This window comes from Serratia sp. PAMC26656, assembly GCF_016469055.2.
Taxonomy (GTDB): Bacteria; Pseudomonadota; Gammaproteobacteria; order Enterobacterales; family Enterobacteriaceae; genus Serratia; species Serratia plymuthica.
Genome location: NZ_CP150486.1, coordinates 4,603,686 through 4,623,491, shown reverse-complemented (window position 1 = coordinate 4,623,491; position 19,806 = coordinate 4,603,686). Strand labels below are relative to the sequence as shown.

Below are 19,806 nucleotides of genomic sequence, written 5' to 3'. Positions count from 1 at the left end.
GGTGTCCCTTTTTTATTGCCGGGCCGCAGTGATTGCGCTTCACTGCTTAATGGGCAAACTCAATGGCATAAGGAATCGTTATGAAAGCGGCAATCGTAAAAGCGTTAGGGCAGCCACCGGTTTTCGGGTCAGTCGAAGAGCCGCAGGCTCAGGCGGGGGAGGTGTTGATTGAGGTGACGTTGGCGGGCATCAAGCAGCTTGACCGCGCAATGGTGGCGGGAACCCATTACTCCAGCCCGAAGAGCTTGCCGATCGTTCCGGGTACCGATGGCGTGGGTTATACGCCTGACGGTCAGCGGGTTTATTTTGCCTCGTTCCGTCAGCCGCATGGCGCGCTGGCGGAACGAACCGTCGCGTCATGGACCGTGCCGGTGCCGGAAGGTGTGGATGACGCCACTGCAGCGGCGCTGATTAACCCGGCTTTCGCCGCCTGGCTGCCGCTTCATTGGCGCGCCGAGGTACAGCCGGGTGAAACTGTGCTGATTATTGGCGCCACGGGCACGTCGGGCAAGCTGGCGGTGGCCGCCGCGCGTCAGGCGGGAGCGGGGCGCATCGTGGCCGCCGGCCGTCGGCAGAACGTGTTGGATGCGCTGGGTGTTGATGGCACGGTAGATCTCGGGTTGGAAGGCGCTGAGCTGGTACAGGCCTTTGCCGACGCAGCAGGCCCGGCAGGTTATAACGTGATTGTCGATTATATCTGGGGAGCGACCACCGAAGCGCTGCTCGCTACCTTGAACAACCATGACCTCTCTTCCTACGCCGGTGGGCGCGGCATCCGGCTGGTTAACGTCGGCTCAATGGCCGGGCCGGATATCCGGCTACCGGCGGCGGTGCTGCGCAGTAATCAGCTGCAGATTATGGGCAGTGGCACCGGTAACTTCCCACCGGTGGCGGAAATGCAGAGATACGCCAACGAGATCCTGGCCCTGGCGGCGGCAGGCAAGATCGCCGTCGAGACGCAGGAACATGGTTTGACCGAGATTGCCGCGGTCTGGGACCTGAACAAGAAAAGCGATGTTCGCTCGGTGATCCGCATTTCTCGTTAAGCAGAGAACCTGGCGGCCAACTTGGTCGCCCGGAAAAAACTGGCCAGCGCCGCCCCGCCGATGACCAACCCGAGCCACAGTACTGCACCCGCCCCAAAATGGGCCAGATTCCTTATTCCTTTCCCTGTGGCGCGGGGTAATTTTCAGGCAGATCGATAACAAACCCGATACCGCGATCGTCAAGCCCTTCGGTGATCCGCAATTGCGCGCCGATTTTATCGGCCAGGTTCTTGGCTATCGCCAGCCCCAGGCCGCTGCCGATCTGCTGGGTGCCCGGCACGCGGTAAAAGCGTTCAAACAGGCGTTTGCAATGTTCTTCATTCACACCCGGCCCGTTGTCGCGCAGGCTAATATAGCAACCCATCGGCGACAGTGAGCGGATGTTGGCTTCGATATGACCACCGGCCGGCGCGTATTTGATGGCGTTATCCAGCAGGTTGGTGAATATGGCAATCAGCGAGTGGCGGTCGGTCTCAACCACTACATTTTCACTGCCATCCAGCGAAAGTTCGACATTTTTTTCCAGTGCATAGGGCACGTGCTGCGCAAGGCATTTGCTGATTTCAGCGTGGATATCTACCGCTTCAATCTTCAGCGGAAAGTTCTCCGACTCCAGTTTGGCCAGATCAATCAGCTGGCGTGACAGCGATGCTGCGCGATCCAGCCCCTGTTGCATGTCCTCAATAATTTCCTGCCGCTCGGTTTTATCCGCCACCTGTGTCAACAGGTGCAACTGCGCCAGCACGGCGGCGATCGGGGTGCGCAGCTCGTGGGCGGCATCGGCCATAAAGCGTTTTTCACGCTGATTGGCGGCGTCGATACGCGTCATCAACTTATTGATTTCCAACACTACCGGCCGGATTTCCTGATATTGTTCACGGACGTTGATCGGCGATAAATTGCCGGGTTTGCGATCGGAGATCATCCTGGCGATTTGCCGCAGCGGCCGCAGGCTGAAATAGGCGGTGATCAGCAGAGTAACAATAATGGCCGCCAGGACCACCAGCAGCGGGATCGCGGTGCTTTCCGCCGGGTTGCCGAAAATAGTGGTGCGGTTGTCAAAGGATTCGCCGACGATCACTCTAAAACGCTGTTTATCGCTCCAACTGCCGGCGATATGCCACTTTACGTTGGCATAGCTGATGGTGCCGGACAACACGGAAGGAGGTAGGGACAAGGGTTTTTCCTGCGGCGGCGAGGCATAGATAATCTGATTATTATGGTCGTAAACCAAAAACAACGGACGATAGTCTATTTCGTCCTGTATGCCGTTTTTGATCGAATCGATATACATTATTTCGATATCTTTGATAATCTCGACATAATTGTGTTCGGTAATGTCGGTTTTATCGAGAATGTTGGCGATACCGCGTGCAACAAGACGTTGCTGATTATCCAAATACTTCTCTGCATCGGGGTAATACAGATATTTTACCCAGCCAAGCAATATTCCCCATAGTACGAGTATTGCCATAACCTGAAAGACTATGGTGCGTATAAAAAAAGACTTGAAACTAATCATCCCTGCGTCTCTTTTTTTAATAAATAGCCGATGCCGCGCACGGTAATAATTCTTTCCTTGCCGATCTTGCGTCGCAGGTTATGCATGTGCACCTCCAGAGAATTACTTTCCACGCTGTCGCCATTGCCGAACAGCCGCTGTTCCAATGTGGCTTTGCGCACCACGGTTCCGGCGCAGCGCATCAACTCATGCAGCAGTCGGTACTCTTTTTTTGATAGCAGCAACAGTTCGTCTTCCAAGGTGACCTGATGGTTCATCGGGTCCAGATACAGATTACCGAGGCTCCAGGTTTGGGAGGCGAACCCGGCCATGCGTCGGTTCACTGCCTTCACGCGTGAAATCAGTTCCGGCAGCGCGAAAGGTTTTGCCAGAAAATCGTCGGCACCGGAGTCCAGGCTATTGACCAGACTCTCGATGCGGTCGCGAGCGGTCAGAATAATGATCGGAATATTTTGTCCGGCGGCGCGCCATTCGACCAGTTTCATCAAGCCGTCGCCATCGGGCAGGGTCAGATCCAGCAGCATTAAATCGAAGCTGCCCTGCGATAATTGAAGTTGTGCATCATGGACCAGCCGCACCCAGCACAGATCGAACCCTGCCAGTTCCAATGCGCGGCACAGGGCTTTGCCCAATTGCAGATCGTCTTCCACAAGCAAAATGTTCACTGGATATCCGGTTTATGTCACGGCGCTGGCGGCTATATAACTACAACCCTCAGCGGAAGACAACGCCGTGCGGCTTTTCGCTTATGCCTTCTTAAGCAAACCTTAATCTGGCGTTAATTTCGCGTTAAGGCAACGACTCAGGGTTTCGGGTAGGCTGCTCCAGCACAACAGTCACCTTAGGGTAAAAAAATGCATGCTGGCAACGCTTTAAATTTAGCCCTCTCTGGCGGGATTGTCCGTCCGTGCGTGATTTTATTTATCGCTCTGGAGCTGCTGATTTTTCACGTAGGTGCCCGGGAAGAAAATAACTCAGTCCCCCACACTCCCGCCGTACAGCTCAGCCCGCATACGGAGATATCGGATATTTTTGACGGTTTTAAACCACGTATGAAAAAACAATTACGGCGCCTGATAGCGCTATAACACTCCCATTAAATAATAAGGTAGATACGGTGAAAAATACTCTGGGTTATTCTGCGGTGACGTTATTGATGCTATTTCCCTTGCAGGGTTTTGCGCAGGATGGCGGAGAAGCTTCATTGAAACTCAGTGGCGGTATGGCGGTAGAGCCGGTTTATCAGGGGGCTTCCAGCTATAGCGCCGTGCCGTTGTACGATATTCAGGCCGGTTACGATAAATCGGCCTGGGGTGATTTCAGTCTGGGCCTGATCGACGGCGCACGCTGGCAGTTACCCTTGTCAGGGCCGTTTGGCATCGCCTTATTGGCCGGTTATGACGCCGGACGAGATGAGGAAGTGAAAACGCTGAGCGGCCGCAACAAGCGGCTAAAAGGCATGGGTGACCTCGACGGTGCTCTTGAGGCGGGCATAGAGCTTAGCTATAAATTTGACCCTTTCCATGCCTTTGTAAAAGGTATGCAGGCCACCAAAGCACGTCGTTACGGCGATGAGGATCTGGGGCATACCGCCTATGTCGATCTGGGTGTGGCGGCAGTTTATTCGCTGAGCGAGGCGCTGACCCTGTCGAGTGATCTGAGCACCACCTGGGCCAACAGCGGTTATCAGCGCGGCTATTTTGGCGTGACGCAGCGGCAGGCGCAGCAAACCTCTTTCGCCGCCTATCGGCCGGGGAGCGGTTTTAAGCAGGTGACGCTCAATGGCGCGCTGAATTACCAATGGACGCCGGAAATCGCCTTCCAGGCCGGTGCGGGTATCTATACTCTGTTGGGTGACGCGGCTAAAAGCCCGATCGTCGAGAAAAAAGTGGCTGGGGTTGCCTTCCTGGGCGCCAGTTACAGTTTCTGATTTCCCAACCATAACAAGGAATAGCATGTCGAAAGTTGCACTGGTCACCGGCGCCAGCCGGGGCATTGGGCGCGCCACGGCGCTGCTGCTGGCCCGCCAGGGTTACGCGGTGGGTGTTAACTATCTGAAAGATGAAGCGGCGGCGCGGCAGGTGGTGGCGGAGATCGCGTCCCTGGGGGGCCGGGCGTTGGCGCTGCGGGCGGATATCGCCGATGAAAGCCAGGTAGTGGCGATGTTTGCGGCGCTGGACGTGACCCTTGGTCCGATCGACGCACTGGTCAACAACGCCGGCATTCTGTTTCAGCAGGCCGGTATCGAGCAACTTACCGCCGAGCGCATCAACAAGGTATTGACCACCAACGTGACCGGCTATTTTCTCTGCTGCCGCGAGGCGGTGAAGCGCATGGCGAAGCGCCATGGAGGGAAGGGCGGGGCAATCGTTAATGTGTCGTCCGCCGCCGCCCGTTTGGGGGCGCCGGGGGAATATGTCGACTATGCCGCATCAAAGGGCGCGGTCGACACGCTGACTACCGGGCTTTCTCTGGAGGTGGCGGCGCAGGGCATTCGGGTCAACGGCGTGCGACCGGGGTTTATTTATACCGAAATGCATGCCAGCGGCGGTGAGCCGGGGCGTGTCGACCGGGTAAAAAGCGGGTTACCGATGCAGCGTGGCGGCTATCCGGAAGAGGTGGCGGAAGCCATCGCCTTTTTGCTGTCCGATGCCGCGTCTTACGTGACCGGCAGTTTTATCGAGGCTGCCGGTGGGCGGTGATTGAACGCGGTGCTGCGTGAAGCGATGCTGAAGGAGCATGAGCACGAAGAGTAAAATCGAGTTGGCGTTGTGGCTAATTGTCCGGTGATTTCAGGTCACCGGATTTGTTCTCTGAGTCTGCTCAGCCCTCGTGCAACAGCGCGCTGCGGAACGACAGAATATGCGCTTCTGCCGCGTCGGCTGCGGCGTCGCTGTCCTGGGCGGCCAGTGCGGCGATAATCGCCCGATGCTCCTCGATCACTTCCCGCATATGCCCTTCCCGCGACAACGTGCTGGCCCAGAAACGCTGCGCCCTGGCATGCAGCACGCTCAAGATATCCACCAACATGTTATTGCCGGCGATCAGCGCCAGTTCCTGATGGAACGCATGATCGAGCGTCATCATCCGAATCCGGTCGCGGCTCTGGCAGGCGGCTTCGATTTGTTGGTTGAGCGCGGTCAGCGCAGCGATCTGTGGCTCGGTAATCCTTTTGCTCGCCAGCCGCATGCACAGCATTTCATTGGCCAGCCGCACTTCGATCAGCTCCAGCGCGTCATCCATCGACAGCGGCGATACCATTACCCCTTTGCGCGGGATCACCTGCAGCAACCCTTCATTAGCCAAACGGTGGATCGCCTGATTGATCGGCGTTCTGCCCATATCCAGTTCGCTCATGACCTGCGCGGTATTGAGATACTCACCGGGTTTATAGCTTAACGTCACCAGCGCCTGCTTGAAGCGCCGATAGGCCAGTTCATTCAGTGACAGCCCGGCTTCCTCTGCCGTCGGGAGTGCCTGGCTCTCTGCGTCAACGGTCATCACGTTCTGCTCCTGCAAGAAGAAAGTTTTTAGACATAGTACACAAAAACATGGCACGGAAATCGCTTATTTGGTTACTAAAGATATAGTGAAATTTCACAGTATTTTAACCAAAGAGGCACAATGCCATGAGATTGACCTTCACTTTACCCGAATCCTGCGGCGCCGGGGCGCTGGATGTCGAGATTGATCATCTGGTGATCGCCGGCTGGACCGGCCGCGACCGCGAGGCGATCCTGCACCATATTCGGGAGTTGGCCGAGCTGGGCGTGCCCCAACCCAGTGCAATCCCACTGTTTTACCGGGTGGCGGTTAACCAGCTTAGCCAGAGCGAACGCATCGAAGTGATCGGCAACGCCACCTCCGGGGAAGCTGAACCGCTGATCTTCGCCCACCGCGGCGAGCTGTACGTTTCGCTGGCGTCCGATCATACCGATCGTCAACTGGAAGCGCACAGCGTAGCGCTCTCCAAACAGATCTGCGTTAAGCCGGTTGCGCGCACCGCCTGGCCGCTGCGAGAGGTGATCGCGCACTGGGATTCGCTGATCCTGCGTTCGTGGATCAAGGAAGACGGGGAATTCCGGCTTTATCAGGAGGGAAGTCTCGCCAGCCTGCGCACGCCGGGCGATCTGCTGGAGCGCTATCTGGGTGGCCAGCAGTTGCCGGAAGGCGGGCTGACGGTACCGCAGCCGCGTGATGGATTAGCTATGACCTGCGGTACGGTGGCAGCGATTGGCGGCATCCGGCCGGCGGCCGAGTTCCGTATGGAACTGGCGGACGAGGTGTTGGGGCGCTCTATCACTCATGGCTATCACAGCATTGAACTGCCGGTGGTGGCGTGATGAAAAAACTGACTTTAGAGCAAGCTGCCGCCGGGCTGGCCAGCGGTGAATTGACCGCCGTGCAACTGACCGCCGCCGTGCTGGCGCACATTGCCGATGAGCGGGGCGAGGGGGGGCGCGTTTTTACCCGCGTTTATGCGCAGTGGGCGCAACAGCAGGCACTGGCGGCCGATCGTCGGCGTGTGGAGGGGAAGTCTTTGTCAGCGCTGGACGGCGTTCCTGTGTCGGTCAAAGACCTGTTCGACGTGGCCGGTGAAGCCACCGCCGCCGGCTCACGGCTGCTGGCCGCAGCACCGGCCGCCGCAAAACATGCCGCCGTGGTGGAACGCTTGTTGCAGGCGGGTGCGGTGGTTATCGGTAAAACCAACATGACCGAGTTCGCCTATTCCGGGCTTGGGATCAACCCTCACTACGGCACGCCTGCCAACCCTTGGGATCGCGCTGCACGTCGTATTCCCGGCGGTTCATCCTCCGGCGCTGTGGTCTCAGTGGCCGACGGTATGTGTTTTGGTTCGATTGGCAGCGACACCGGAGGATCGGTGCGGATCCCGGCGGCCTTCTGCGGCCTGACCGGTTTTAAGCCTACCGCCCGGCGAATTAATGATGGCGGCCTGTTGCCGCTGTCACCGTCGCTGGATTCGATCGGCGTGATCGCTCACGACGTTGCCGGTTGCATCGCTCTGGATGCGGCGATAACCGATCGGCCGTTACAGCCGCAGTTAAAAAATGTGAGTCAGGCGCGTTTTGCGGTACCGCAAACCCTGGTGCTGGACGGCCTGGATGAAGAGGTCGCTGCGGCGTTTCACTTCAGCCTGCAGCGGCTGGCGCAGGCCGGCGCGCAGATTGAAACCATTCCCTGCACGGAATTCGCCGAACTGGCGGCCATCAATGCCGCCGGCGGTTTTAGCGCGCTGGAGGCCTGGCGCTGGCACCAGGCGCTGATCGCTGAGCATGCCGAGGAATATGACCCACGGGTGCTGTCGCGCATTCGCCGCGGTCAGCCGCTGGGGGAGGGGGATTTGCAGCGGCTACAGCAACTGCGTGCCGATTGGCAACGGCGGGTGACTGCCGCCGTGCAAGCGTTTGACGCGTTGCTGATGCCGACCGTACCGCTGGTCGCGCCGACTATTGCCGAGCTTGAAGCGGATGAAGACGCCTATTTCCGTATCAATGGCGCTGCGCTGCGCAATCCTTCGGTGATCAATTTCCTCGACGGCTGCGCGCTGTCGCTGCCTTGTCAGCGGCCCGGCGGAGCGCCGGTTGGCCTGATGCTGGCTGGGCTCCCTATGCATGACGAGGCGTTGCTGGGCTGGGCGCTGGCGATTGAACGCTGTCTCGCCGGTGCGTGATTTTCCGGTGGGGCATAGCCCCGCCATACTTTGAGCTAACAGGAGAGTACCCATGACCGGTTCCCCGAACGGAATGCTGTTTGTCGCAACAGATGTCGCCGCGCAGGACGAGGCGGATTTCAATCAGTGGTACGACCGTGAGCACGTGGAAGAGCGGGTACGTGTTCCCGGTTTCTTGTCGGGCACGCGCTATCAGGCGTTGCAGGGCGGGCGTAAATACCTTGGGCTGTATAAAACCGAATCCCTGGCCAGTTTTACCTCTGCGGCCTACCGCGCCGCCTTTACCCAACAAACCCCCTGGTCGGTGTCGAGCCTCGATAAAATGCGTGATCCGATGCGTCGGGTGTGCGCGGTGGAGGCAGTAACCGGGCAGGGCTGCGGCAGTCACTTGGCCATCATCACCCTTGAGCAGGCAGAGCCTGAGGGGCTTAAGCTCGCCATGACACATCTGGGGAGCATGCTGGCGGAACACCCCGGTTTTGTCCGCAGCAGCCTGCTCTCGCCCGACGTTGAACTCAGCTCGCCGTTGCCAAAAGAATCGCGGGAAAACCGTCGCCTGTTGCCGATGCTGCTGATTGAAAGCAGCAGCGCCACAGCCGGTCAGCAGCTAAATGAGCTGGCCTGTCGCCAGTTGAAAACCGCTGCTGAGGCCACTCAACACTATGTCCTTGGTTGGCAACTGACCAAGCAGGAGCTGACATCATGAGCACATCAACCACTGAAACGCCGATCGTCGATTCGTCTGCCGCCGCCTCTGCTGCCCATCCGCCAAAAACCGGCAGGCTGGCGGCTGCCAGTTCGATCGGCACCGCACTGGAGTGGTATGACTTCACCGTTTACAACATTATGGCGGCGCTGATTTTCAACCACGTATTCTTCCCGTCGTTCGATCCGCTGGTGGGCACCATTCTGGCATTTTCTACCTATGCGGTCGGCTATGTTTCGCGGCCGATCGGCGGCATCGTTTTTGGCCATCTCGGCGACGTATTGGGTCGGCGATTTGTGCTGGTTACCACGCTGGTGATTATGGGTGTCACCACCGCACTGATGGGGCTGCTGCCCGGTTACGCCAGTTGGGGTGTCTGGAGCCCGCTGCTGTTGGTGACGCTGCGCTTTATTCAGGGCATCGCGCTGGGGGGCGAATGGGCGGGTGCGGTCTTGTTGTCGATGGAACACGGTAAATCGCATCAGCGGGGACGCAATGCTTCGTTTGCTCAGGTTGGCCCTTCCTGCGGCACGTTGATCGGCACAGGGTTGATCACGCTGGTGACGGTGGCGATGTCGGCGGATGATTTCCAGCAGTGGGGGTGGCGCATTCCTTTTCTGCTCAGCCTGGTGCTGGTGGTCTTTGGCTTGTGGCTGCGCCGCGGCGTGGGGGAAACGCCGGCATTCTTGAAGCTGGAGGCTTCGAAGGATGTGACTCAGGCTCCTATCCGTGAAGTCTTTATTCAACACAGGCGGCCGTTGCTGATCGCCGGCGGCTCGCGCATCGGTTCCGACGTACTGTATGCGCTGGTGGTGGTATTTACCCTGACCTATGTCACTACGGTGCTGAATCTGCCGCGCCCGCTGGCGCTGACTGCCACCATGCTGGGGGCGATTGGCAATGCCATTACCGTGCCGATGTTCGGCGCGTTGTCCGATCGCTTTGGCCGCCGGCCGGTGTATATCGGCGGGGCGCTGGCGGCGATGGTTTGGGCGTTCGTGTTCTTTGCGTTGCTGGACAGCAGCCAGCCGGTGCTGATCTGCCTGGCGGTGGTGATCGGCTTGCTGATCCATGCGGCAATGTACGGTCCGCAGGCGGCATTTATCACCGAACAGTTCCCGACCCGGGTACGTTATGCCGGCTCGTCGCTGGCCTACACGCTGGCCGGCATTCTCGGTGGCGGCTTTGCGCCGCTGATTATCGCTACGTTGTTCAAATCCTACGACAGCACGCTGGCGATCTCGGCCTATGTGGTGGTGGCGTTACTGATGACGCTGTGGGCGGTGATTGCCGCGAAGGAGACGGCGCACAAACCGTTGTAAAGGAAGGCCGGGTGAGGGATTCACCCGGCTTGCTGCGGCTGAGGGATTACTTCAGCCAGCCTTTGCGCTGCGCATCCTGCAGGTGTTGCAGCAGGTGCTTCCACAGCTCCGGGTGGACTTCAGCGATCATCGCGTTGCGTGACAGCACTTGCTCCAGGCTGATGCCGTTCTCGACCCAGCTTTGGCCTTCGTTATGCAGATTCATCAGCATCGGCATGGTGCGGTCCAGCACCAGCGCAAAGCGCGCGTCGGCGCTCTCGCCATCTTCATACTCCTGCCATAAAGCGGTGAAAGACTCGCGTTGTGGCGTCGGCAGCATGCCAAACAGCCGCCGCGCCGCCGCCACTTCCTGATCGTGGATTGCTGCGCGCGCCGCCAGATCGTAAACCAGCACGTCGCCGGCGTCGATTTCCACGATGTCATGCAGCAGCGCCATCTGGATCACTCGCTGGATATCAACGCCTTCACCGGCGTATGGCGCCAGGCTGAGAGCGGCAATGGCAAAGTGCCAACTGTGCTCGGCGGAGTTTTCCTGGCGTTGGGTGCCGAGCACTTTGGTGCGGCGTTGCACGCTTTTCAACTTGTCGATTTCCATCAGGAACTGGATGACCTGGGTCATTGAGCCGAAATCTAACGCGGGTACAGCGGATGACATGGTGTAAACCTCAAGGTAGGTGGGTTGAAGCTCGTCGATTGTAGACCAGCGGGCAGGGGATTTCGATGTTTGTGGCGTTACACGCATTCACAGTTTTATTTTAGCGTACACGTGTACACTGGAATTGTTCTCAGTTAAGCTGGTTTGCGGTAATTTCGAACAATATTGTGCGTTTGAGGGTTTGTGATTTATGGGGAATACTGGCGTAGTGATGAAAGCCGAGAACGACAGAAATACCGCTACGGCGTATCCGTGGGCAGAAGAGATAGCCAATAGCATCAGCCACGGTATCGGACTGGTTTTCGGCATTGTCGGGCTGGTGTTGTTGCTGGTACAGGCGGTGGATACCGGCGCCGGTATCACGGCCATCGCCAGTTACAGTCTTTATGGCGGCAGCATGATCCTGCTGTACCTTGCCTCAACCTTGTACCATGCCATTCCGCATCAGAAAGCCAAACACTGGCTGAAGAAGTTTGACCATTGCGCCATTTATCTCTTGATTGCCGGTACCTACACGCCGTTTCTGCTGGTGGGGCTCAACTCGCCGCTGGCCAAAGGGTTGATGGCGGTTATCTGGGGGTTGGCGCTGCTGGGGGTATTGTTCAAACTGGCGTTCGCCCATCGCTTTGAGGCGTTGTCGTTGGTCACCTATCTGACGATGGGCTGGCTGTCATTGATTGTGATTTATCAGTTGGCGACCCGCCTGGCGATCGGCGGCGTAACGTTGCTGGCGGTGGGGGGCGTGGTCTATACCCTGGGGGTGATTTTTTACGCCTCCAAACGGTTCCGCTTCGGTCACGCTATCTGGCATGGCTTTGTGCTCGGCGGCAGCCTGTGCCATTTCATGGCGATTTATCTGTACGTCTAATTCCGCTAAATCTTTCACACTGCAGCGTTGTTGGTTGCGCGTGCGCACCCCAGTCACTTACTTGAATAAGTGACTGGGAATGTACTTGCTTGCTGCAGCGCGAAATCTGTTGCGGATGGTCTGACTGATTCCCGTTTTTATTTTTCCTCTATCAACGAGTATGGCAGCGGTTTGATCGTCAACTGACTGGCGGCATCGTCACGTACCCGCAGCTTGCTGTCGGCATCCAAATCGTTATTCAACACCGCTTGCACCCAAAGCCGGCCATCGGTCAGCTTGCCGGCGGCCAGCACCGTACCGGTCCGGCGCCAGTTTTCGCCCAACTGCAGTTCGAGATCCTCAGCGGCCAGCGGCACCCGTCCGGCGTTGCCTTCCAGCCAGTACAGTGCACGCTTGTTGGCACCGCGGAACTTGGCGCGAGCTACCATCTCCTGGCCGGTATAGCAGCCCTTACTGAAGCTGATGCCCTCCAGCGCCTGCAGGTTGGTGGCCTGCGGAATCAACTGCCCGCTGTTGGCGGCGTCAATCACCGGGTAACCGGCTTCGATATCCAGCGTCAGCCATTGTTGGCTGTCGTTCAGTTCTGCCTGTTCGTTCAGCTTGTCGGCCAACTGTTCGGCGATGGCCGCGGTGGTCACCAGCAGAAAACGCTCCGCCGGCACAGAGAAGTGCAGCAGGGTGGTTTCACCGTCCTGCACCACCTGATGCTCAGCATCCGGCAGGCTGTTGAATACGCCCGCCAACGCTGCGCGTGCCTGAAAACCGGCTACCCCCAGCAGCACCGCTTCGCTATCGACGGCAATGGTGAGTTTGGAGAACACCGCGTATTTCTTGATTTCCGCCAGTTGGCTGTCCAGTACGCTGCGGCGTTCCAGATAGGCAAAGTCTTCACCGCGGTGGAACAGACGCAGGTTGCTCCACATTTTGCCTTTGGCATCGCAGTGGGCGCACAGCACGTGACGATCGGCCGCCAGCGCTTCGATGTCTGCAGTCACCTGGCCCTGAAGGTATTTCACCCTGTCCGGGCCGCTCAGCGTCACCAGCGCCCAATCCTCCAAAGAGATCAGGGTCAGGGGCAGATGGGAAGAGGCGGAAGGCTGACGGGGTGGAAATGGAATGTTATACGCCATAGTAAGATCCTGCTTAACGTTTAGCTTACCTGAAGGTGTGTTGGCCCCATGGTAAAAGAGGCGGCGGGCTTTGCAAACTGTTATTCACGCTTGCCGCCTCGGCAGCGCTTTTTTTGACATTTAGCGCTTTATTCCACTTTACGTAGAGAACGTCCTTCCCGGCGAGTATGTCAAATTGTTACTCTATGGGATTACGGCCAAAGGTAACCCTTGCAGACAGATCTTTGGCCGATGGAATTATATCGCGCAGGCGTTGCCATACAGTGTGTCGGTTGAACCCTGCGATGGCTTTTGCCACGCCGAAAAGAGGTTAGTCATAACAACATGGATATTAATAATAAAGCACGTATTCACTGGGCCTGCCGCCGTGGCATGCGTGAGCTGGACATCTCAATCATGCCGTTCTTCGAGCATGAGTACGACCAGTTGAATGACATAGACAAAGCGTTGTTTATCCGCCTGCTTGAGAGCGACGATCCCGATCTGTTCAACTGGTTGATGAATCATGGCGCTCCGCAAGACAGTGAACTGCAGAGAATGGTGACACTGATCCAGACGCGAAATAAAGACCGTGGCCCAGTGGCGATGTAATGTCCGTATTTCCTGGCGCACCCAGTTACTTTCGCTGCTGACCCACGGCGTTCTTATCCTGCTGATCCTGATTTCGCCCTGGCCGGAAGGCTACGGCCCGATCTGGCTGGTGTTGTTGACGCTGGTGGTATTTGAATGCATCCGCAGCCAAAAGCGCATTGCGTCACGGCAGGGCGAGCTGCGTTTGCTGGCGAATAAGCGGTTAAGTTGGCACGGACAGGAATGGTTGCTGGTAAAGCAACCCTGGATGCCGCGTTACGGCATTTTGCTGACGCTGCAGCCGATACAGGGCAAAAAATGCCGCCGGCTGTGGTTGGCCTCCGACAGCATGGGCAAAGCCGAATGGCGGCATCTGCGCCAGTTGTTGCTGCACCCGTCGGCCGATGATGACGAGGAACCCTGATGAAGCCGACGCTCTGGCTGGTGGAAGATGAGCCCAGTATTGCCGATACGCTGATTTACACCCTGGAGAGCGAAGGCTTTCAGGTACGCTGGTTCGAACGTGGCGAACCGGCATTGCTGGCATTGGCGCAAGGAGCGCCCGCGCTGGCCATCCTCGATGTCGGCTTGCCGGACATCAACGGTTTTGAACTGTGCCGCCGTTTGTTGTCGCAGTCGGCGGATTTACCCATTCTGTTTCTCACCGCTCGCAGTGACGAAGTCGATCGCCTGATCGGGCTGGAGATTGGCGCGGACGATTACGTCGCCAAACCTTTTTCTCCCCGCGAAGTCAGCGCCCGCGTGCGTACCATTCTGCGTCGCCTGCAAAAACAGCAGCGTCTGCAACAGCCCGCGCTGTACACCTTTGGCCCTTTTGACCTGGATGAACCTGCGGCGACCCTTTATTACCATCAGCAGCCGCTGCCGCTGACCCGCTACGAATTTCTGCTGTTGAAAACGCTGCTGCTGGCACCTGGTCGGGTGTTTTCACGCCAGCAACTGATGGACAGCGTTTGGACGCAGGCGGAAGAAAGCCTGGATCGCACCGTCGACACCCACATCAAAACGCTGCGCGCCAAGCTGCGAGCGATCGATCCCGGTGAACCGCCTATTCACACCCACCGGGGCATGGGCTACAGCGTGAGCCGCCAATCATGAGAATCGGCCTGCGCCTGCTGCTGGGGTATTTCCTGATTGTGGCGGTGGCGGGCTATTTCGTACTGAGCATTTTCCTACAGGAAGTAAAGCCTGGCGTGCGGCGTGCGACCGAAGGCACCTTGGTGGACACGGCTAACCTGCTGGCGCAAATAGCGCGCCTGGACCTGCAGCGCGACGATGTGGCGCACGGGCAACTGGCGCAGGCATTCATCCAACTGAATCAACGGCCGATTGGCGCCAATATTTCCGGTATCCGCAAGGATCGCAGCGAATATCACGTGTACCTCACCGATGCGAGCGGCACGGTTATTTTTGACTCTGCCGGCCAGGCGGTCGGCCAGAACTACTCACGCTGGAATGATGTTTATCTGACGCTGCGCGGCCAATATGGCGCACGCAGTACGCGCAGCAATCCGCAGGATGAAAACAGCTCGGTGATGTACGTCGCCGCGCCGGTGCTGGAGCAGGGCAAGATTATCGGCGTGCTCAGCGTAGGTAAACCGAACAGCACCATGGCACCGGTGATCAAGCGCAGCGAGCGGCGCATTCTGTGGGCCGGCGCGCTGCTGCTGGGCATCGCCTTGCTGATCGGGCTGGGCTTCGTCTGGTGGATCAACCGCTCGATTGGCCGGCTGGTGCGCTATGCCGATGGCGTAGCGCAGGGTGAAAGCGTGCCGTTGCCAAAAATGGGCAGCCACGAGCTGACGCAACTGGCGCAAGCGCTGGAAAGTATGCGGATGAAGCTGGAAGGTAAAGCTTATATCGAACAGTACGTACATACCCTGACCCACGAGTTGAAAAGCCCATTGGCGGCGATCCGCGGTGCAGCCGAGTTGTTGCAGGAATTGCCGCCGCCGGCGACCGCCCGGCGATTTTTGACCAATATCGAGCAACAAAGCGCCCGAATTCAGCAATTAGTGGATAAATTGCTGGTGCAGGCGCGGCTCGAGAGCCGGCCCGGCCTGGAATTGGCACCGCTGGCGATGGCGACATTGGTGCGCCAGGCAGTGGTGGGCAAAGAAGCTCAGGCGGCGCAGTGCGGCGTTGCGTTGCAGGTGGATGCTCTGGAGGAGATCACGCTGATCGGCGATGGGCTGCTGATTAGTCAGGCGCTGACCAATCTGCTCGACAACGCGCTGGATTTCACCCCGCCGGGCGGGGCCGTCAGCGTGTGCGGCGAACGCCAGGAGAGTCACTACCTCATCACCGTCAGTGACAACGGCAGCGGCATCCCGGATTACGCGCTGGACAAAGTGTTTGAGCGTTTCTATTCGCTGGCACGGGCCGATAAGCCCAAAAGCAGCGGGCTGGGCCTGAACTTTGTGCAGGAAGTGGCACGACTGCACCGGGGCGGCATTCAGTTGCACAACCGCCCACCACAGGGCGTGATAGCCGTTTTCACTTTATCGCTCTGACTTCACCGTCCCTTCACATAACCACATCCTGTTTTCACCTGCCGGTTTTATCGTGGCGCCATTACCTACAAGGAGCGCGCAGCGATGATGAAATCGGTACTGTTTTGGAAAATAACCACTCTGCTGGGATTGATGATTTTAATGATTATCCCGGTGACGCAGTTGATGAACGTGATTGAGGAGCGCAGTGGCTATCGCCAGAGCGTGGTTGGGCAGGTGAGCGAAAGCACCAGCCGGGCGCAGCGCATTTTGGGGCCGTTGATTGTCATCCCTTATATCGAGCGGGAAGAGAAGAAGGATGACAAGGGGCAACCGGTAGTGCAGAGAGTGAGACACTATCGTTATCTGCTGCCGGAGAGTTTACAGGTCAGCGGTAAGCCGAATGTAGAGGTACGCAAGCTGGGTATCTATCAAACCCAGGTATATCAGGGGCCGTTAAGGTTTCAGGTGAAATTCGGTCAGCCGGATTTGGCTGATTTGCAGCGCAGCAACGTGACTCTCGAACAGCCCTATTTGCTGGTTGCGCTCAGCGACTCACGCGGCATCAAGAGCATCTCGCCACTTGCCAGCACCCAGCCGCCAACCACCTTTGAACCGGGCACGCGAGTGGATGCATTGCCACAGGGCATTCATGCGCCGCTACAGCTTGCCGCGTTGCAAAAAGAGGGGCTGGATGCCGATTTTACCCTGACGCTGGCGGGTACCAGCAGCTTGTCACTGGTGCCGCTCGGCCGCAGCAGCGAATTAACGCTGCAAAGCAACTGGCCGCACCCCAATTTCCTCGGCAATTTCCTGCCGGATGAACGCAAGGTGACGGAAAAAGGCTTCAGCGCCCGCTGGCGCAGCACCTGGTTCGCCAACAACATCAACAGCGCGTTTCACTATGACGATGGGATCATTGACGAAGACAAGTTGCCGGCCTTCAGCGCCAGCCTGATTGAACCTGTGGATCACTATCAACTGGCCGAGCGTGCGGTGAAATATGCGGTGCTGTTTATCGGGCTGACGTTTATGGCGTTCTTCCTGTTCGAAACCCTGACCGGCTTGCGGGTACACCCGATTCAGTATCTGCTGGTCGGTGCCGCGCTGGTGCTGTTCTACCTGATCCTGCTGGCGTTCTCCGAACATTTCGGCTTCGCCACCGCCTACCTGTTGGCCAGCGTGGCCTGCAGCGGCCTGATTGCCTTTTATCTCAGCGCGGTGCTGCGCGGTAAGCGGCGAGGGGCGATGTTCGCCGGCAGCCTGCTGATGCTTTATGGCGTGTTGTACCTGCTGTTGCAGTCGGAAGATAATGCGCTGGTGCTCGGAGCCGGGCTGTTGTTCGCTATTCTGGCGGGGATCATGCTGCTGACGCGTAAGCTGGACTGGTATCAGGTGGCTGATCCGGCGCGCTTGAGCGGCGAAACGCCGACCGGTGACGGAGAAAACCGCTTCCGGTTGTGGAAATAAGCAGAGGCGTTGGGCGCGGCAATCGCGCCCATTGGCATTACAGCAGCGGTTCCATCTCCAGCAGGATCTGTTCGCACCACTGTTGCAGGCGATCTTCGCTCATGTCGTATTGGTTCACCTCATCCAGCGCCAGGCCGACGAAGTGTTTGCCATCGGCGCTCAGCGGTTTCGGGCTGGTGAATTCAAAGCCTTCAATAGGCCAGAAACCGATAAACTGCACGCCGAGCGGGGCGATGTGATCGTGCAACATACCGAGCGCATCGAGGAACCATTCACCGTAGCCGAGTTGATCGCCCATGCCGTACATGGCGACGATTTTCCCTTTCAGATCCAGCGTCGTCAGTTGCGGCCAAATCGCTTCCCAGTCTTCCTGCAATTCACCGAAATCCCAGGTAGGAATGCCGAGGATCAGGATGGAATATTCTTCCATCAACTGCGGGGAGACGTCTTTCAGGTTGTGCAGGTCGACCAGGTCTTCGCCCAGAATCTCACGGATTTTTTCTGCCGCCATCTCGGTGTAGCAGGTGCTGGAGCCGTAAAACAGACCAATCTTCATTTTTAAACCGTTATGTTACCGTTCGTGGAATGGCATCGAGTGTACCAGATTTGTACTGGCTTAAGGCATAATGGCGCAGGTGGAAAGCTAACAAAGAGAGGACCGCGTGCAACAGCAAGAGAGTGCGCTGATTGAGCAATTCCTGGATGCGCTGTGGCTCGAACGCAATCTGGCAGAAAATACGCTGGCCTCTTACCGGCTGGATCTGCAGGCGCTGACCGCCTGGCTGAACCATCAAAATACCTCACTGTTACAGGCGCAGGCGCTGGATTTGCAGGCGTTTCTCGCCGAACGGGTGGAGGGGGGCTACAAGGCAACCAGCTCTGCGCGTTTGCTGAGCGCCATGCGCCGCCTGTTCCAGTATCTGTACCGTGAAAAACTGCGGGAAGACGATCCGACCGCGCTGCTCGCGTCGCCGAAGTTGCCGCAGCGGCTGCCGAAAGATTTGAGCGAAGCGCAAGTCGATGCCTTGTTGCAGGCGCCATGCGTCGATCAGCCTCTGGAGCTGCGAGACAAGGCGATGCTGGAGGTGCTGTACGCCACCGGTTTGCGGGTGTCCGAACTGGTCGGGCTGACCATCAGCGACGTCAGCCTGCGCCAGGGCGTGGTGCGGGTGATCGGTAAAGGCAACAAGGAACGGCTGGTGCCGCTGGGCGAGGAGGCGGTGTACTGGATAGAAAATTATCTGGAGCACGGTCGCCCGTGGATGGTCAACGGCCAGGCGCTGGATGTGCTGTTCCCAAGCAACCGCTGCCAGCAAATGACCCGACAGACGTTCTGGCATCGCATCAAACACTATGCGATCCTAGCGGGTATTGATAGCGAGAGGCTGTCACCGCACGTGTTGCGTCACGCATTTGCCACCCATTTGCTGAACCACGGAGCCGATCTCCGTGTCGTACAGATGTTATTGGGGCACAGCGACCTCTCGACCACGCAAATTTACACGCATGTAGCGACCGAACGACTTAAACAGCTACATCAACAGCATCACCCGCGTGCGTGACACGCCGGGCTCAAAAGGATTGGAAGAATGAAGAAAGGTTTAATGCTGCTCTCTCTGCTGGTGGCTTCGGTGACCGGCGCGGCCCACGCCGACGATGCGGCAATCAAAAAAGCGCTCGGCAGCCTGGGCATTCAGCAGGCGGAAGTACAGTCTTCCCCGGTTAACGGCCTGAAAACCGTGCTGACCGATAACGGCGTACTGTACGTGACCGAAGACGGCAAACACATTCTGCAAGGCCCGCTGTACGACGTCAGCGGCAAAGAACCGATTAACGTCACCAATCAATTGCTGACCGGCAAACTGGAAGCGCTGAAAGATCAGATGATCGTCTACAAAGCGCCAAAAGAAAAACACGTGATCACCGTGTTTACCGACATCACCTGCGGCTATTGCCACAAGCTGCACCAGCAGATGAAAGAGTATAACGATCTGGGCATTACCGTTCGCTATCTGGCGTTCCCGCGCCAGGGGCTGAACTCCCAGGCCGAGAAAGACATGCAGTCAATCTGGTGCACCGCCGACAAGGCCAAGGCTTTCGATTCCGCCATGAAAGGCGATGCGGTGTCCCCGGCGACCTGTAAAACCGACATCAGTAAACACTATGCGCTTGGCGTGCAGTTCGGCATTCAGGGCACCCCGGCGATCATTCTGGAAAACGGCATGATGATCCCGGGCTATCAGGGGCCGAAAGAGATGGCCGCCATGCTGGATGCGCATCAGACCGCAACCAAAACCGGTGGTTAATCGCCG

General features: G+C 57.9%; 22 protein-coding genes. 16 read left to right on the top strand and 6 right to left on the bottom strand.

Going from position 1 to position 19,806, the window contains the following annotated elements; all coding sequences use genetic code 11:
• Nucleotides 1–80: 80 nt before the first annotated feature.
• The gene (locus tag JEM67_RS22835; protein ID WP_199637887.1) at nt 81–1,046 is read left to right on the top strand and encodes a quinone oxidoreductase family protein; all 966 of its coding nucleotides are present in this window, start codon (nt 81–83) and stop codon (nt 1,044–1,046) included.
• A 112-nt stretch (nt 1,047–1,158) separates the two neighbouring features.
• On the opposite strand, the gene JEM67_RS22830 is transcribed toward JEM67_RS22835, so the two are convergent.
• Both JEM67_RS22830 and JEM67_RS22825 read right to left on the bottom strand, forming a co-directional pair.
• Nucleotides 1,159–2,568, bottom strand: coding sequence for an ATP-binding protein (locus tag JEM67_RS22830; RefSeq protein WP_199637885.1), 1,410 nt, complete (start codon nt 2,566–2,568; stop codon nt 1,159–1,161).
• Nucleotides 2,565–3,233, bottom strand: coding sequence for a response regulator (locus JEM67_RS22825; RefSeq protein ID WP_199637883.1), 669 nt, complete (start codon nt 3,231–3,233; stop codon nt 2,565–2,567). The genes JEM67_RS22830 and JEM67_RS22825 overlap by 4 nt, the downstream gene beginning before the upstream one ends.
• Before the next feature lie 189 nt (nt 3,234–3,422).
• Here JEM67_RS22825 and JEM67_RS22820 point away from each other — a divergent pair, with 189 nt between their 5' ends.
• The 3 genes from JEM67_RS22820 to JEM67_RS22810 are packed head-to-tail and all read left to right on the top strand — an operon-like array spanning nt 3,423 to nt 5,270.
• Nucleotides 3,423–3,656 carry a hypothetical protein gene (locus JEM67_RS22820; RefSeq protein ID WP_199637881.1) on the top strand — a complete coding sequence of 78 codons (234 nt, stop codon included), beginning with the start codon at nt 3,423–3,425 and terminating at the stop codon, nt 3,654–3,656.
• Nucleotides 3,657–3,685: 29 nt separating this feature from the next.
• Nucleotides 3,686–4,498 (top strand): MipA/OmpV family protein, encoded by an 813-nt coding sequence (locus tag JEM67_RS22815; protein WP_199637879.1) that lies wholly within the window; start codon nt 3,686–3,688, stop codon nt 4,496–4,498.
• 25 nt (nt 4,499–4,523) lie between these two features.
• A complete protein-coding gene (locus JEM67_RS22810) occupies nt 4,524–5,270 on the top strand; it encodes an SDR family oxidoreductase (RefSeq protein ID WP_013814389.1) in 747 nt (248 codons plus the stop codon).
• 121 nt (nt 5,271–5,391) lie between these two features.
• Here JEM67_RS22810 and JEM67_RS22805 read toward each other — a convergent pair whose 3' ends face one another.
• Nucleotides 5,392–6,069 (bottom strand): GntR family transcriptional regulator, encoded by a 678-nt coding sequence (locus JEM67_RS22805; RefSeq protein WP_063200112.1) that lies wholly within the window; start codon nt 6,067–6,069, stop codon nt 5,392–5,394.
• Between the two features lie 128 nt (nt 6,070–6,197).
• Between JEM67_RS22805 and JEM67_RS22800 the strand changes: the two genes are divergently transcribed.
• The 4 genes from JEM67_RS22800 to JEM67_RS22785 are packed head-to-tail and all read left to right on the top strand — an operon-like array spanning nt 6,198 to nt 10,288.
• A complete protein-coding gene (locus JEM67_RS22800; protein WP_199637877.1) occupies nt 6,198–6,911 on the top strand; it encodes a DUF2848 domain-containing protein in 714 nt (237 codons plus the stop codon).
• Entirely contained in the window at nt 6,911–8,260 is a 1,350-nt protein-coding gene (locus JEM67_RS22795) for an amidase (protein ID WP_199637874.1), read from the top strand. Before JEM67_RS22800 ends, JEM67_RS22795 begins: the two co-directional genes overlap by 1 nt.
• Before the next feature lie 52 nt (nt 8,261–8,312).
• A complete protein-coding gene (locus JEM67_RS22790) occupies nt 8,313–8,966 on the top strand; it encodes a DUF4286 family protein (protein WP_199637871.1) in 654 nt (217 codons plus the stop codon).
• Nucleotides 8,963–10,288 (top strand): MFS transporter, encoded by a 1,326-nt coding sequence (locus JEM67_RS22785; RefSeq protein ID WP_199637869.1) that lies wholly within the window; start codon nt 8,963–8,965, stop codon nt 10,286–10,288. The genes JEM67_RS22790 and JEM67_RS22785 overlap by 4 nt, the downstream gene beginning before the upstream one ends.
• Nucleotides 10,289–10,334: 46 nt before the next feature.
• On the opposite strand, the gene JEM67_RS22780 is transcribed toward JEM67_RS22785, so the two are convergent.
• Nucleotides 10,335–10,943, bottom strand: coding sequence for an HD domain-containing protein (locus tag JEM67_RS22780; protein ID WP_013814383.1), 609 nt, complete (start codon nt 10,941–10,943; stop codon nt 10,335–10,337).
• Nucleotides 10,944–11,133: 190 nt separating this feature from the next.
• Between JEM67_RS22780 and trhA the strand changes: the two genes are divergently transcribed.
• Nucleotides 11,134–11,811 carry a PAQR family membrane homeostasis protein TrhA gene (gene trhA / locus JEM67_RS22775; RefSeq protein WP_004952439.1) on the top strand — a complete coding sequence of 226 codons (678 nt, stop codon included), beginning with the start codon at nt 11,134–11,136 and terminating at the stop codon, nt 11,809–11,811.
• A 137-nt stretch (nt 11,812–11,948) separates the two neighbouring features.
• Here the strand turns inward: trhA and ygfZ are convergent, their stop codons facing one another.
• Nucleotides 11,949–12,941 (bottom strand): tRNA-modifying protein YgfZ, encoded by a 993-nt coding sequence (gene ygfZ / locus JEM67_RS22770; RefSeq protein ID WP_199637867.1) that lies wholly within the window; start codon nt 12,939–12,941, stop codon nt 11,949–11,951.
• A 324-nt stretch (nt 12,942–13,265) separates the two neighbouring features.
• Between ygfZ and sdhE the strand changes: the two genes are divergently transcribed.
• The 5 genes from sdhE to creD all read left to right on the top strand — a co-directional run bounded on the left by sdhE (nt 13,266) and on the right by creD (nt 17,494).
• Nucleotides 13,266–13,532 (top strand): FAD assembly factor SdhE, encoded by a 267-nt coding sequence (gene sdhE / locus JEM67_RS22765; protein ID WP_199637864.1) that lies wholly within the window; start codon nt 13,266–13,268, stop codon nt 13,530–13,532.
• A complete protein-coding gene (locus JEM67_RS22760) occupies nt 13,513–13,935 on the top strand; it encodes a protein YgfX (protein WP_013814381.1) in 423 nt (140 codons plus the stop codon). Before sdhE ends, JEM67_RS22760 begins: the two co-directional genes overlap by 20 nt.
• On the top strand, nt 13,935–14,630 hold the full coding sequence (gene creB, locus JEM67_RS22755; protein ID WP_013814380.1) for a two-component system response regulator CreB: 696 nt from the start codon (nt 13,935–13,937) through the stop codon (nt 14,628–14,630). Before JEM67_RS22760 ends, creB begins: the two co-directional genes overlap by 1 nt.
• Nucleotides 14,627–16,045: a two-component system sensor histidine kinase CreC gene (gene creC / locus JEM67_RS22750; protein ID WP_199637861.1), complete on the top strand. Its 1,419-nt coding sequence runs from the start codon at nt 14,627–14,629 to the stop codon at nt 16,043–16,045. Before creB ends, creC begins: the two co-directional genes overlap by 4 nt.
• Before the next feature lie 84 nt (nt 16,046–16,129).
• Complete coding sequence (gene creD / locus JEM67_RS22745; RefSeq protein WP_199637858.1) at nt 16,130–17,494, top strand: cell envelope integrity protein CreD; 1,365 nt, start codon at nt 16,130–16,132, stop codon at nt 17,492–17,494.
• A gap of 37 nt (nt 17,495–17,531) precedes the next feature.
• On the opposite strand, the gene fldB is transcribed toward creD, so the two are convergent.
• Nucleotides 17,532–18,050: a flavodoxin FldB gene (fldB, locus tag JEM67_RS22740; RefSeq protein WP_004952413.1), complete on the bottom strand. Its 519-nt coding sequence runs from the start codon at nt 18,048–18,050 to the stop codon at nt 17,532–17,534.
• A 106-nt stretch (nt 18,051–18,156) separates the two neighbouring features.
• Between fldB and xerD the strand changes: the two genes are divergently transcribed.
• Nucleotides 18,157–19,056: a site-specific tyrosine recombinase XerD gene (gene xerD / locus JEM67_RS22735; protein WP_013814377.1), complete on the top strand. Its 900-nt coding sequence runs from the start codon at nt 18,157–18,159 to the stop codon at nt 19,054–19,056.
• Between the two features lie 27 nt (nt 19,057–19,083).
• Complete coding sequence (dsbC, locus tag JEM67_RS22730) at nt 19,084–19,800, top strand: bifunctional protein-disulfide isomerase/oxidoreductase DsbC (RefSeq protein WP_199637855.1); 717 nt, start codon at nt 19,084–19,086, stop codon at nt 19,798–19,800.
• Nucleotides 19,801–19,806 lie beyond the last annotated feature (6 nt).